This is a genomic window from Treponema sp. B152 (assembly GCF_024181665.1).
Lineage (GTDB): Bacteria > Spirochaetota > Spirochaetia > Treponematales > Treponemataceae > Treponema_B > Treponema_B denticola.
This window is the reverse complement of sequence record NZ_CP058668.1, coordinates 999,758-1,013,597: the sequence shown is the minus strand read 5'-3', so window position 1 is coordinate 1,013,597 and position 13,840 is coordinate 999,758. Positions and strand designations below refer to the sequence as shown.

Here is a 13,840-nt window from a genome sequence, read left to right as displayed (position 1 = left end):
ATTTACAAGCAAGAACAGCCTACCCACTTGTAAAAAACTTAAAATTATGTTCTTATATGATACTATGAATAAGCTGAGCAAAATAGTATATCTATACCTTATTTTGATTTTCTTGATCCTAGCCGGAGGAGCCTTTGCCCTAGGAAAAATGATGGCAATGACAGAAAATATAAAACAAAGCGAATTATTTGTCGACTTTAATCCGGCCCTGCCGTCAAGAATATTGGATATCAGGGGAGATCTCATCACCGAATTCTCATTAGACGAAAAGCGAGAGCTCATAAATTACGGAGACATTTCGCCCAACCTGATTGCAGCTCTTTTAGCCCGTGAAGACCGCCTATTCTATGAACACAAGGGTTTTAGAATAAAATCGATTATCAGGGCTATCATAGGACAACTTACAAGAAGATCATTAGGAGGCGGAAGTACAATTACTCAGCAAATCGCAGGTATTCTCTATTGCGACAGAACCGATAAAAGCGTAAAAAGAAAGATAAAAGAACTTTGGTGGGCTATCCAGATGGAAAGACGGCACTCAAAAGACGAGATAATGATGCTCTACCTAAATGAAGCCTACTTTGGGGGCGGAACAAGCGGAGTAAGTGCGGCATCACGCTTTTATTTCGGGCATTCAGCCTCTGAACTTACACCTGCAGAAGCAGCCATCTTAATCATTCAGCTCTCAAACCCTACAAGATACAATCCCTTTAATTACCCGAACAGAGCAAAGGAAAGACAGGAAAATGTTCTTGAAGGGATGATAAACCTCGGCTTTATATCAAAGGAAGAGGCGGCGGATTCTTTTGAAGACTATTGGGCTAACTTTGACTATACCCGAATTGCCCTATCGGCATGGCTTACCCGCGAAGATAAGGCCAGATGGTTTTCGGAATATGTAAGGCGAGAAGTGGCCGACAATATGCTATACGGCACTATGAACCTTTATAAGGACGGATATACCGTACATACGACCTGTGATTTAAGGCATCAAGAAATAGCCGATAGAGAGTTTCAAAAATACATTGCAATAGCCAATGACAGGGTTTCGGCCTCAACCTCCACATCATTCAGTCAAGCGGAACAATACAGCAACCTGACAGCCCTTTTAACCCTTTGCTTCGGAATAGAATCCCTAAGCGTGGGAGAAAAACAGCTCAAGGTAAAAACTAATTCTTATTATCAAAACAAGCTGAACAGTACCATTGATGTACTCGCCCTAATGTGCGGTATAGACAACCTAAAAACTCTTACCAAACAATCGACAGCTAAAATGCAGGAAGTATTGATGGAAAGGGTGGTAGAAGGTACCTTTATCTCCATCGAAAATGAAACAGGATATATAACGGCCCTTATCGGCGGAAGCCAATACAGTGAAAGCAACCAGCTTATAAGGGCAACTCAATCAAAGCTTCAGGTAGGAAGTACAATAAAACCTCTGATATATTCTGCAGCCATTGACGAAAAGGTAATTACAGCCGCTACAAGAATGGATGATACTCCTCAGGTTTTTGAGTCTGCCGACGGAGTACAGTATATTCCGAATAACTATGGCGGAAAATGGAACGGCACTGTTCTGGTATATAAGGCACTACCCCTTTCATTAAATATTCCGGCTATAAAAACTCTCGAATTGGTAGGCTTTGATAGAGCCATAGACCGCATTGCCGCTCTTATGGGGATCACGGACCCTGTCGAAATTGATAAAACCTTTGAAAAGGTATATCCTTTGGCTCTCGGAATAAGCGCCGTAACACCTGTCCAGCTTTTAAGAGCCTTTGCTGTCTTTGGAAATCAGGGGCGTGCCGTAGATCCGATAGCCGTAAGAGCCATCGAAAACCGGGACGGCGTTACAATCATGGATCCTGAACTTGACCTTAGAATTGAGCAAAGAAAGCGCGGAGCAGCTATGCAGGTAATAAGTCCGAGCAATGCCTTTATAATGACTGAGATTTTAAAAAAGACTATTACTCTGGGAACATTATTCGGCGCTTCTTCAGGCGGTAGTAAATTTGATTATAAAGATGAAAAAACAGGCAGAATATTTAGAATGCCGATGGCTGCAAAAACCGGAACAACGCAAAACTGGTCGGACTCATGGGCGGCAATATATTCTCCATACTACTCTGCTATTGTATGGTATGGATTTGACAGAGGCGGATATTCCTTAGGAACGGATAATGCCGGTGCTGCTCTTTCAGGTTATGTAGCGGCAAACTTTATGCGTGAGGTTCATAAAAATAAACCCTTTAAAGATTTTGTAAGGCCGGAAAAAGGTGTAATAATGGTTGATGTATGTAAAAAATCCGGAATGCTCCCTTCGGAAAACTGCACAGACGAAACCATTACCCTTCCCTTTTTATATGGAACAGAGCCGACCGAGATTTGTACGGAACATACAGCCGGTATAAAATTACGGGATATCGGTATAGACAGAATTAAGGGCTCAGGAATGGCTCAGGGAGAAGAAGAAATAAAAATAGACACAGCACCTATTGAAATAGATCCTTCAATTTTTATAGATCCTCCGGCAGGCGGTGAAGGCGCAACTAAAACTAAAAATACTGAGGAAGAGTCAACCGAAACGGAAAATCCATGGATATAAAATAAAATTAGGGTAAGTTGTAAAATAAATTGCCCTAAAAATAAATAAAAAAGGTTCATCTGAACCAAAAAACCATTATAATGAAATTAGGAAAAACAAAGATAATGGGGAACAGATGAACCAAAACAATGATACCATAAAAAGTAAAAAATGGAAACACCTTAGCGAAAAAGAAAGATATGCGATAGAAGCATTATTCAAAAGCGACCATAACGCAAGACAAATTGCACAGTCTTTAAATAGGGATAGAAGAACGATACAGAGGGAGATAAAAAGGGGAATGGTAATAAAAGTAACAGAAAATCCATATGTAAGCCGTAATCCAAAAGTTCCTGACTATCTTGAAAAAATAGTTTACTCGGCACGAAAAGGACAACAAAGAGCCGATAAAATGAAATTACTAAAAGGCCGTGGTTTAAAAATAGGTAAGGATAAAAAACTTTTACATTATTTGGAAACATGTATAGCGGATAATAAATTTTCTCCTGATGCTGCTATAGGACAAATAAAAGAACTAGGCTTACAGTTTCCGGTTATGATATGCACCAAAACTGTATACAATATGATAGACAGAGGGGATTTTTCTAGGCTTACAAACAAAGATTTACCTGTAAAACGCAATAAAACTAAACGAAAATATAAAAAAATAAGCAAAATTGCTAAAAACAACATAAAAGGACGCAGTATTGAACAAAGAAGTGAACAGATAAATAAAAGACAGGAAAAAGGACATTGGGAAATGGATTTGGTGGTAGGTAAAGGAAGATGCTGCTTACAAGTTATGACTGAAAGAGTTACTAGAAAAGAATTAATATTTAAAATCCCCGATAAAAAACAGGAAAGTATTAAAAAAAATATAGATATGCTTGAGATGAAATATAAAGATGAGTTTAAAGAAATATTTAAAAGCATAACCATGGATAACGGGACTGAATTTTTAGACCAAGAAGGCCTTGAAACCTCTTGTTTAAAAGAAGGAGAAAAAAGGACAACTTGTTATTATGCACATCCTTATAGTTCTTGGGAAAGAGGAAGCAATGAGAATGCTAATAAATTAATTAGACGCTTTATACCAAAAGGAGCAGATATAAGTAAATATAGTGACATACAAATAAAACAAGTAGAGAATTGGATAAATAATTATCCTAGACGGATGTTTGGCTATAAAACGGCCAATCAAATGTATACATGAATTTCATAAAAATGGTATTTTTTGGGCAATACCTCTTACAATTTATATAAAATAAAATTAGTCTTATCTTGCTATTGACTTTTTTTTGATTATCTGATACAATCCATTTCAGTTGCGGCGGTGGTGGAATGGTAGACACGTCAGCTTGAGGTGCTGATGCCTTAACGGGTGTGCTGGTTCAAGTCCAGTTCGCCGCAAAAAAAAAACTCAAATATTGAGTTCTTTTTTTTTACATAATTGTTTTTAAACATAAAAAAGCCCTTATAAGAAAATCATCTTATAAGGGCTTTATACTAAAGCTTTGTATAATTTTTAATACTTATTTAAAGAGCTCGTATATTTCGTTGCGATAAAGCTGATTTATCTTATGACGCATCATCTCGCCCTTTGCAGACAATTCCCTTCCTGCCTGAAACTCTTCCGGAAGCAGAACAATCTTATTTATCCTTTCAAATAGTTTAAATCCTGTTTTTGAGTTAACCAGCTCTGCAACTTCAGCCTCATACATTTTCTGTACATTAGAGTCGTGTATAAGCTCAGTAACAGGTACATTTCGTAATCCGTTATTTGCAGCCCATGATTGGAGGTTTTCTTTATGAACAACTATCAAAGCACCCAAAGACCTTTGGTCTTGTCCCAAAACAACAGCTAGTGAAATTAATGGAGACTCTTGCAGTTTTACCTCAATCGGTACAGGCTCGATGTTTTCGCCGCCCCTTAAAACTATAGTATTTTTTTTGCGGCCTTTAAGGATTAATTCTCCGTCAACCGTCTTTATTGCAAGGTCACCCGTATCAAACCATCCGTCCTTATCGATAACTTCCGCAGTTCTTTCCGGATCCTTATAATAACCCTTTGTTACGGCATCACCACGCACAAGGAGCAAGCCTTTTCGATTATGAGGCAATTCTTTTCCGTTTTTGTCGATGATTTTTGACTCAAAACACGCAAGCGGTTTACCCAGTGTTCCAAACACGGGTTTAGGCATCGGACGAACCGAAATAACGGGAGCAGTCTCGGTAATACCATAACCTTCCATTACATTTATACGGATAGCCCAGAAAAATTCGTCAACATTGGGAGGCAATGCCCCTCCTCCTGAAACACCTGCTCTAAAACATTTACCGAACTTTTTACGAATCGCGCGGTAAATAAGAAGATCTCCGATGTAATAAAGAGGAGCTATACACAAAAGAGGAAGTACGGCCAAGATTGGATAGATTACCTTAGTTTTTCGCTGAAAGTGAGGACATTGGCCGGTTACCCTGCGCTTTAAACGCATTGTCTTTATTCCGACTTCAATAAAGAACAAGAAAAGATAGTAAAGAGGACGGCCTCTTTTTTTCATAGCCTTAAAGATACCGCCATAAACAGCCTCCCAAATTCGCGGAACAGAGGGAAAAAGAGTCGGATTGATTTTGACCATGTCTGCTAAAAGAACGCTTCCTATCGGCTTTGAATAAGCAATAGTACCGCCTGAAATGATTATAACATATTCGCAAGCCCTTTCAAAGGAATGCCAAACCGGAAGAACCGAAATTGCTTTTTGGCCGGGCTTAAGAATAATCCTATCCGGAAGCTCCATAAGCTGAGTCATAAAGTTTCTATGGGTCATAGTAACACCCTTAGGATTGCCCGTAGTACCTGATGTAAAGATTATTGAAGCCAAATCATCGGTATCTACATTTTCGGCATATTCTTCAGGTTTAAATTTACCTTCAATCCTAGCCGACTTACCCAAGTCAATAATATCGGCATATGTATGGAATTCAATTTTTCTTTCTTTTAGATTGAATTCTTCTTCAAGCTTTTTAAAATCAACATCATCAATACTGATTATAGACTCCAGCAGGGGAATTTCTGCCAGATGGACAAGGACTTTTCGAATTTGAGCTTCATTTTCTAAAACGGCAAATTTACACTCCGAAAAAGAAAGAATGTGGGTAATTTCCTGCTCGGTAGCATCGCAGCCGCGCGGAACATCGGCAGCCCCGATATTCATAATACCGAAACTTGCATGAAGCCATTCTTTGCGGTTGTCGGCTATAAGACCTATATGGTCTTTGGGTCTTGCCCCTATGGAAAGCAAGCCTGCCGCAAAATCAAGCGCCGTTTCATAAAGCTCTTTGTAAGAAAGACTTTTAAATTCCTTATCTTCTCCCTTAAACATTTGAGCTCTTATGCTAGGGTATTTTTCCGAAATCCGTTTTAATAATAACGGTAGTGATTTGTCTAGAGTTCTCATGCTATAAATGCTATCATAAATGTAAGAATATATCAATATATAAAGAAAAAATTAATAGTATTTAGACTTGAAACAGAAGTTTCGGCAGCATCTCCTTCATTTACAGGAAGTTTTAAAGGAACCGGAGCCGAAGCAACACTAAAACTTGTTTTCGGATATTAAAAAATAAGGGGCGGTCTTAAAAGACTGCTTTTTTATAGGCAAAAAAAAACTTCGTTTTTTTAAAACGAAGTTTTATCGGGCAACCCGGATTTGAACCGGGGACCCCAAGTCCCCCAGACTTGTACGCTAACCAACTGCGCTATTGCCCGTAACGACAGCTATAATATAGCAAAATACAAAAAATGTCAATAGGTCTTTTATAAAAACAGAACACCGAATATTGCTCCGGCTGCAACCAAAACTATAGGATGGAGCTTTTTAAAGAAAATACTTACAAAAAATAAGAACCAAAAGAATACGAACTGTTTTATATGTACAATGTCCGTTATTTTACCGCTTTCTTTAAAAACAGATAAATTTAAAATGGAAATATTTATTACCTGCCAACAGGCTACAGTAATCATGCCGACAGCACCTGCCCTTAAGCCGTAAAAACTTTTTTTTACCAAGGGTTTTTCTTGAAATGATGAAGCAAAGCGGGCTATCAAAACTATAACTACCAGTGACGGAAGAACAATGCCGGTAGTTAAAACGACACTTCCTAAAACACCGTAAAGTTCATAGCCGATATAGGTTGCCATATTAATCCCCATCGGTCCAGGTGTAGATTCCGAAATAGCAACCATTGCAAAAAAATCTTCGGAACTTATGAGCCCGCGGGGAATCAGTTCTTGCTGCATGAGGGTAATAGCAACAAGACCTCCGCCTATAGTACAAAACCCTATGTACATAAACAAAAAAAACAAACCAATCAAACTCATCAGAATTCTTCTCCCTTATTCTTTTTTAAAAGCCAACTTGATTTGATTGTTTGAAAAAGCCATCCGGAAAGGGCCGAGCCGATTACTATCCAGACTCCCTGCACCTTAAAAGCAAACATTAGAACAAATGAAAGAGCTGCTATTAAAAATGTACATAGATCGAAAACCGTTTTTTTCCCAAAAGAAAAAACCGCTTTTACCAATAACACGGAAACCGCAACATTTATTCCCTTTAAGGCTTTTTGAACCCAGGCTAATTCGTTAAAATTTGAAACAAAGGCGGCTATGAGGCTAATGATTATAAGGGAAGGAAAAACAATTCCGGATGTAGAAAAAATAGAACCTATCACCCCTGCCCTTTTGTATCCGACAAAGGTGGCAACATTTACCGCTATAACGCCGGGCGTACTCTGCCCTATTGCAAAATAATCTAAAATCTCATCCTCAGTAAGCCAGCCCTTCGAATCAACCAAGTCTCTTTTTAAGATGGGCAACATGGCAAGACCGCCCCCGAAAGTTACAAGCCCTATCTTAAAAAAACTTGCAAAAAGAGAAGCATAGGTTTTAAAACAATTTGCTTTGTTCATTTTTACATCTTCTTATCGGAAAGATTAGTCTTCAAGAATATTTTTTGAATCAAACCAAATTTTTTCAAGGCTGTAAAAATTACGGGCAGTTTCGCTCATAAGATGCACAACAATACCGCCCAAATCTATAAGCCTCCACTCATCCCCGTCAGGAGATTTACGCTTGGTATGATATTCTTCCAGATTGTGTTCAGGCAAAAATTCGTACACTCTTTTTTCCAAACCGGCTGCATGAGCAGCGCTTGTTACGGTACAAATTACAAAAAAATCCGTCCAAATATTTTTGTCCCGTAAGTCCAAGACAACAACATTTTCGCCCTTAAAATCGCGCAATAATTTTCCAAGCTCCAAGGCCGGAGTATAAAAGTCAAAATTTTCTATCATTAGTTTTTATCCTTATCATTTTCATCGCTATCTTTTTTGTCCTCTTTTTTCTCGACAACAAAAAAGCCGTTAAAATCCGAACCCAAAATCAGGGTAAAGTCAACATTGGTTTCGCTTCCGTATTCCCCTTCAGCCGGAAGCTGCGTAGTCTGAATATTTTTACATCTTATAACCTTTGCAACAATTTTAGCTACTGAAGGGTTTCCGATTCTATCTATCAAAACCGTTTCAGCCACAGGATTCTCGGAGTTGCCTATACTGACAACATCATAGGCAAAGCTTTGATAAAGCTCGGAGGTGCTCTTTGCGAGACCTTGCACATTCGTTCCGTTTAAAATTTCCAAGGCATAGACCCGCTCAAGGGCGGAAGAATCATCGGAAGCCAATACTGCAATTGTTTGGCGGATAATTTCTTTTATCTGCTGACCTTCCCGGAACGGAGTTAAAAGGCGTTTGTCTTCGATAATTCGGACAGCTCCTGTAAGCCTCTGCGGAACCAAACGTTCGGAATCCATCTTGCTTATGGATTCAAGCAAATTTTTTAAATCGGAACCGGCAACATTCGATTTAAAATTACCGCTTAAAACCGAAAACCTTTCCTTAGAAAAAATCTCAGGAGAATTATCGTTTATAGCCCTAAAAAGAGCCAGAACAGCTTTTTGTTTTCTTGCAGCGGACTCTCCTTCAGCATCCAAGTCATCCTCATAAACAAGGAAATCCCTTATTTTATCTCCATCAAGAGAAACGGAACCGGACGGCAAAAGAACATGCATATTATCGTTCTCTATATCTACCGGAGAAGGAATAAATACGGAAAGACCTCCGAGCATATCGGTCAGCATAGAAAAGTTCTCAAGATTACATGTAAGATAAAAGGGCACGGAAATACCTGCAAGTTTTTCTATTTCGGCCTTAAAACTCGATATACCCTTTTCGGTGTAAACGGCTCCTATTGCATCCGTGCGGTTTAAGGATTGAATAATTAAGCCTATATTTGCCGGTACATCGAACATAGCGGCTCTTTTCGTTTCAGGATAATAGGCCAGTATACTTATCGAAATCGGAATACCCTTGTCTTCAACCACCAAAAGAACTTTTAAAATCTTATCGGAGGAAAGATAATCTTGAACGGTATCTCTTTGCATTTTTATAAGAACCAAAACAAAGGAGGTAATCAAAACGATAAGAATTACTAAGAGGAATAGAATATTTTTTCCGGTATCCATAAGTTTTATTTTCATTTTTTAAGCTCCTTTTGTATTTGCTCATACATTTTTTTTGTTTCGGGATGAACACTTGCTCCTTTTTTTTTGATATAGGCAAGGTTCCAATCCAAGACCGCAAGCATCAACTCATTAAGAGAAGAAGATTTTACCATATTCCTAAAGTTTTCGGTATCGGGACGGCCCGGTTCTATCTTATCGGCTATATAAATAATTTTTCCCAAGGCATCTATCCCTTCATAGCCGAAGGTGTGAAAAGCAACAGCTTTTAAAACGGACTCATCATTGATGCCGAATTTTTTTTGTAAAACCACGGCAGCAGCCCTTCCATGTAAAAGATTTAAGCGGTTCTTTTCGACATTGTCGATTCCAAGCCCGTCAGCTTCTACAAGTTTTACCAGCTCTTCATCGGAACATTTTTTACAGATATCATGAGCAAGGCCTGTAAAATATGCAAGAGCCGGTGATACGCCTTCCTTTTTATACTCTTTTGCAAGATGCCGTGCATATTCTGCAACACGCACGGAATGAGCATAGCGGGATTCGGTTAAAACGCTTTTTGCAAAACGATCTATTTCTCGTGTTTTTAATTCAATATCGGAGGTATCCATTAAATCCGAAACACCTAAAGCTGAAACGCCTTTTTCTTTATAAAGACCATGCTCTATAATGTAATCGTAAACTCCCTTGGGCACAAGGGAGGAAAAATCTTTATTTTTTAAAACCGCATCTCTGATTTGGGTTGACGAAATATTTAAGACTTCGTTTTTAAGCTCCTTGACGGAAGCCCTTGCCGGTTCGGTATTTAAGGGATCAAAAGAGCTTTTAAGGCCTGTTCTTTTTCCGATAATTATGTCGGTCTTCTTTATAATTTCTTCTGCATCCTTCCAGCGAAAAAAATTCTCTTTTAAATCGTCCCCGATAATTAGGCCTATTTTTCCTTCGATATCGGAAAATTTTTGATAAAGATAATTTATCGTATCTATCGTATAAGAAACGCCCTGCTTTTCAATCTCGTAGAGTTCGCAGTACATGTAGGGTTTATCGGCAATAGCAAGGTCTATCATCTTAAGTCTATCTTCAACTTCCGTATCCTTACAAAAAATTTTAAAAGGAGAAATATAGGCCGGAACAATAGCAATCTTATCATAGGCTAATTCTTTATAAGAGTGAAAAGCTAAATTTAAATGTCCCAGATGTATGGGATTAAAAGAACCGCCTAAGATTGCCAATCTCATTTTTTAGGTTTCCTTTTACGGCTTAGGCTGACCGTTGCCCCGAAGTGTTCGTCATCGTTTTTTTCTTCGTAAGAAACATCATCGAGCTCTGCCGTCATAAAATTTTTATTTTGGCTGTATGGGTCAAGACTTTCTTTTTGCGGTTTTGTTTTTTGCATTTCATCGGCCAAGCGGATAAAGGCTTTTTTTACCTCTTCCAAGCCCCATTCATTGTAAAGCGAAATACCTAAAATTTCCTGATCGGGGATTGCATTTTTAAGCTCAGTAAATCTTTCTTTTGTATCGGGTAAATCCAATTTTGTGGCAATTATAATTCTTTTCTTTTGGGCCAATTCTTTTGAATAGCTTTCCAGTTCTTTACAAAGAACATCGTATGCCCTTAAATAGTTATCGTCTGAAAGGTCTATTAAAAAGGCGAGACCTGCAGAACGGGCTATATGCTTTAAAAATCTTATGCCGAGTCCTATACCCTCGGAAGCCCCCTCAAGTATTCCCGGTATGTCGGCAATGATGACATCTCTTTCTTCGTCTACACGCAAAACTCCGAGGTTCGGAATTTTGGTGGTAAAGGGATAGGGAGCGATTTTAGGCCTTGCATTTGTAAAATAGTCGAGAAGAGAGGATTTTCCTGCGTTGGGAAAACCAACCAAGCCTATATCGGCTATTATGTTAAGCTCAACGATTATTTCTCTTGTTTCCCCTTCTTGTCCGGGAAGGGCGGTTTTAGGAGCCTGATTTGTGGAGGTCTTAAAATGACAGTTTCCCCAACCGCCGTTTCCGCCTTTGAGAAAAACAAAGCGGCCTTCTTCAGCATCTCCAAAATCCAAAATAGTTTTTCCCGTGTCAGGGTCCTTTATAACACAGCCGGGAGGAAGAGGTATTATGCAGTCATCGCCTTTTTTACCGAAACGTTGAGAGCCTTCCCCTCCTCCGCCGTTTTTTGCCTTGTACACTCTTTTATGTCTCAAATGAACCAGAGTTCTCATATTGCGGCGTATTTCAAAGATAAGGTCTCCGCCTCGGCCGCCGTCCCCTCCTGAGGGGCCTCCCATGGGAACATACTTTTCCCGCCTAAAGGCAATGCATCCGTTGCCGCCCTTTCCCGAGGAAACTCTTATTTTAGATTCATCTGCAAATTTTACCATAATTAATCTTTTTTCCTACAAAAAAAGCCGGCAAAAACCGGCTTTCAGATTTATACATTTTAAGCTCGAAGGCAAAATTATTTTGCTTCGATAGATGCGAGTTTTCTACCCTTTCTTTCATGGTAGGTAACTACACCGTCAGCTTTTGCAAATAATGTATAGTCTTTTCCGCAGCCTACATTGTTACCCGGATGGATTGAAGTACCTCTCTGGCGAACCAAAATTGAACCGGCCGATACTTCCGTTCCGCCGTAAACTTTAACACCCAAATATTTAGGATTGGAATCTCTTCCGTTTTTTGCACCGCTGCCGCCCTTTTTACGTGCCATAATAATCCTCCAAAAAAATTATCAAAATCTTACTCTATCTGTAAATCCAAACAATCGGGATATTCGGCCTCAATGGCCATTAAACCTATTGTTAAAAATTCCAGTAAATACTGCAATCTGGGTCTATCTTTGTCTGAAAAAGCTGTTATCTTTGCCGAAAGATAGCCCGGATTATCAGCCCGTATCTCGGCCTTTAAGCTTGAACTCTCTTTTTGAGCCGAGCTTAAGCTTAAAACGGCCGTTTTAAGCAAAATGGTAACGGCGGCACAAACTATATTGCCGCCTTTTTTCGGCTTGCCGTCACTATCGCCAAAATCGGCGTGGCCGCTGCCGGCGTAGTTGCCTCCTGCATGGCCTGACGACTCAAAGGCCGAAAAACAGTTTTCAGCATTTGAAAGAAGCCGAATTTTTACCACTTGTCTTATCCGACAATATTGTCAACAGTAATACAGGTATGAGCCTGTCTATGTCCTTGGGTTCTGTGGTAGTTCTTTTTAGCCTTATGCTTGTAAACAATAATCTTTCTTTCTCGGAAAGAATCGCCTACGGTTGCAGAAACCTTAGCTCCGCTTACGTAGGGAGTTCCTACAGTAACCTTATCTCCATCGCTGATCAAAAGAACGGTGTCGATGTCGATTTTGCTTCCGCTTTCTGCAGAAAGCTTATCAACTACGAGCTTTGCTCCTTTTTCAGCCTTATACTGTTTGCCTTTATACTCAATAAGTGCGTACATCTTTATACCTCATAAAAAAATCTTTTGCCGGCATATTAACGGGTTTATACCGAACAAATTTAAACACTAGGGAGGAAGTATAGCAAAAAACCGCATAAAATGTCAATAGGCCTGATAAATAATTATGTCTGTGATTTTACACAAAGCCTTCGGGGTGTTTTTTATACCAAGCCCAGCCGTCTTTGCACATTTCTTCAAGATTGTATTTTGCCTTCCAGTTAAGCTCTTTGTTGGCCTTGTCGGGGTTTGCACAAGAACGTGGAACATCTCCGGCACGGCGTGCAGCCGGTTTAACGGGAAGATCGATACCGGAGGCTTTTTTAAAGGCGTTTACTATATCTAAAACCGAATAACCGATTCCTGTTCCGAGGTTATAGACATCAAAGCCCTTAAAACCTGAGGCAATTTTTTCCAGGGCGGCAGTATGTCCCGATGCAAGATCCAAAATGTGGATATAGTCGCGGATACAGGTGCCGTCAGGGGTATCATAGTCGTTTCCGAAGACGTTTAGATGAGGCAGTTTGCCCAAAGCTACTTGAGCGATATATGGGAAAAGGTTATTGGGAATACCGGAAGGCAGTTCCCCTATATCGGCACTCTTATGGGCTCCTATGGGATTAAAATACCGCAAGGCAATAATACTCATATCCTTATCCGAAAAGGCCGTATCCTTTAAAATTTCTTCGGACATAAGCTTGGTTCTTCCATAAGGATTTGCAGCAGAAATAGGAGAATTTTCAGGTATGGGCACAACCTTTGCGTCGCCGTAGACTGTGGCCGAAGAGCTAAATATAAAGTTTTTCACCTTGTGTTCCTGCATGGCAAGCAAAAGATTGACAAGCCCTGAAATATTGTTTTCATAGTATTTTAAGGGCTTTTCTACGGACTCCCCTACGGCCTTATATGCGGCAAGGTGAATTACTGCATCAACAGAGGCACTTTTAAAAAAGTTAAAAAGCTTTTCCTTGTCCTTTATATCTATCTGTACAAGCTCCAATTTTTTAGAGCATATTTTTTCCAATACGGGAATTATTTTAGGTGAAGAATTAGAAAAATCATCCAAAATAATGGGCTCATAGCCTTTTTCGCATAAATCTGCAACGATGTGGGAACCTATAAATCCGGCTCCTCCTGTAACCAATACTCTTTTAATCAAAATTAACCCCTAAAAATTAAACTTACACACTCAAACACAAATAAGGCCTTCTAAAAATAAACCTTTACTTTTAGAAGGCC

At 39.3% G+C, this 13,840-nt stretch carries 13 protein-coding genes and 2 tRNA genes; 3 read left to right on the top strand and 12 right to left on the bottom strand.

Features of this window, described 5'->3' with window-relative positions; genetic code table 11:
* The first annotated feature begins 64 nt into the window (after window positions 1-64).
* The 3 genes from HYB91_RS04665 (at window position 65) to HYB91_RS04655 (ending at window position 3,994) form a co-directional block, all read left to right on the top strand.
* The gene (locus tag HYB91_RS04665) at window positions 65-2,605 is read left to right on the top strand and encodes a penicillin-binding protein 1A (RefSeq protein ID WP_002678538.1); all 2,541 of its coding nucleotides are present in this window, start codon (window positions 65-67) and stop codon (window positions 2,603-2,605) included.
* Between the two features lie 115 nt (window positions 2,606-2,720).
* A complete protein-coding gene (locus HYB91_RS04660) occupies window positions 2,721-3,797 on the top strand; it encodes an IS30-like element ISTde2 family transposase (protein ID WP_253719447.1) in 1,077 nt (358 codons plus the stop codon).
* 114 nt (window positions 3,798-3,911) lie between these two features.
* A tRNA-Leu gene (locus HYB91_RS04655) sits at window positions 3,912-3,994 on the top strand.
* Between the two features lie 122 nt (window positions 3,995-4,116).
* Here HYB91_RS04655 and HYB91_RS04650 read toward each other — a convergent pair.
* The 12 genes from HYB91_RS04650 to galE all read right to left on the bottom strand — a co-directional run bounded on the left by HYB91_RS04650 (window position 4,117) and on the right by galE (window position 13,760).
* A complete protein-coding gene (locus HYB91_RS04650) occupies window positions 4,117-6,042 on the bottom strand; it encodes an AMP-dependent synthetase/ligase (protein ID WP_044909902.1) in 1,926 nt (641 codons plus the stop codon).
* A gap of 237 nt (window positions 6,043-6,279) precedes the next feature.
* Window positions 6,280-6,353 (bottom strand) — tRNA-Pro (locus HYB91_RS04645).
* Between the two features lie 48 nt (window positions 6,354-6,401).
* A complete protein-coding gene (locus HYB91_RS04640) occupies window positions 6,402-6,965 on the bottom strand; it encodes a chromate transporter (RefSeq protein WP_002669456.1) in 564 nt (187 codons plus the stop codon).
* Window positions 6,965-7,552 carry a chromate transporter gene (locus tag HYB91_RS04635; protein WP_002678544.1) on the bottom strand — a complete coding sequence of 196 codons (588 nt, stop codon included), beginning with the start codon at window positions 7,550-7,552 and terminating at the stop codon, window positions 6,965-6,967. The genes HYB91_RS04640 and HYB91_RS04635 overlap by 1 nt, the downstream gene beginning before the upstream one ends.
* A 24-nt stretch (window positions 7,553-7,576) precedes the next feature.
* The gene (gene rsfS / locus HYB91_RS04630; protein WP_002678546.1) at window positions 7,577-7,936 is read right to left on the bottom strand and encodes a ribosome silencing factor; all 360 of its coding nucleotides are present in this window, start codon (window positions 7,934-7,936) and stop codon (window positions 7,577-7,579) included.
* Window positions 7,936-9,177, bottom strand: a complete 1,242-nt coding sequence (locus HYB91_RS04625) for an LCP family protein (RefSeq protein ID WP_002678548.1) — start codon at window positions 9,175-9,177, stop codon at window positions 7,936-7,938. The genes rsfS and HYB91_RS04625 overlap by 1 nt, the downstream gene beginning before the upstream one ends.
* Window positions 9,174-10,397, bottom strand: coding sequence for a nicotinate-nucleotide adenylyltransferase (locus HYB91_RS04620; RefSeq protein ID WP_002678550.1), 1,224 nt, complete (start codon window positions 10,395-10,397; stop codon window positions 9,174-9,176). Before HYB91_RS04620 ends, HYB91_RS04625 begins: the two co-directional genes overlap by 4 nt.
* On the bottom strand, window positions 10,394-11,542 hold the full coding sequence (obgE, locus tag HYB91_RS04615) for a GTPase ObgE (RefSeq protein WP_002678552.1): 1,149 nt from the start codon (window positions 11,540-11,542) through the stop codon (window positions 10,394-10,396). Before obgE ends, HYB91_RS04620 begins: the two co-directional genes overlap by 4 nt.
* 77 nt (window positions 11,543-11,619) lie before the next feature.
* A complete protein-coding gene (gene rpmA / locus HYB91_RS04610; RefSeq protein ID WP_002669471.1) occupies window positions 11,620-11,871 on the bottom strand; it encodes a 50S ribosomal protein L27 in 252 nt (83 codons plus the stop codon).
* Window positions 11,872-11,900: 29 nt separating this feature from the next.
* Window positions 11,901-12,287 (bottom strand): ribosomal-processing cysteine protease Prp, encoded by a 387-nt coding sequence (locus HYB91_RS04605; protein ID WP_002678555.1) that lies wholly within the window; start codon window positions 12,285-12,287, stop codon window positions 11,901-11,903.
* Window positions 12,288-12,292: 5 nt separating this feature from the next.
* A complete protein-coding gene (gene rplU / locus HYB91_RS04600) occupies window positions 12,293-12,604 on the bottom strand; it encodes a 50S ribosomal protein L21 (protein WP_002669481.1) in 312 nt (103 codons plus the stop codon).
* 136 nt (window positions 12,605-12,740) lie between these two features.
* Window positions 12,741-13,760 carry a UDP-glucose 4-epimerase GalE gene (gene galE / locus HYB91_RS04595; protein ID WP_002678558.1) on the bottom strand — a complete coding sequence of 340 codons (1,020 nt, stop codon included), beginning with the start codon at window positions 13,758-13,760 and terminating at the stop codon, window positions 12,741-12,743.
* Window positions 13,761-13,840 lie beyond the last annotated feature (80 nt).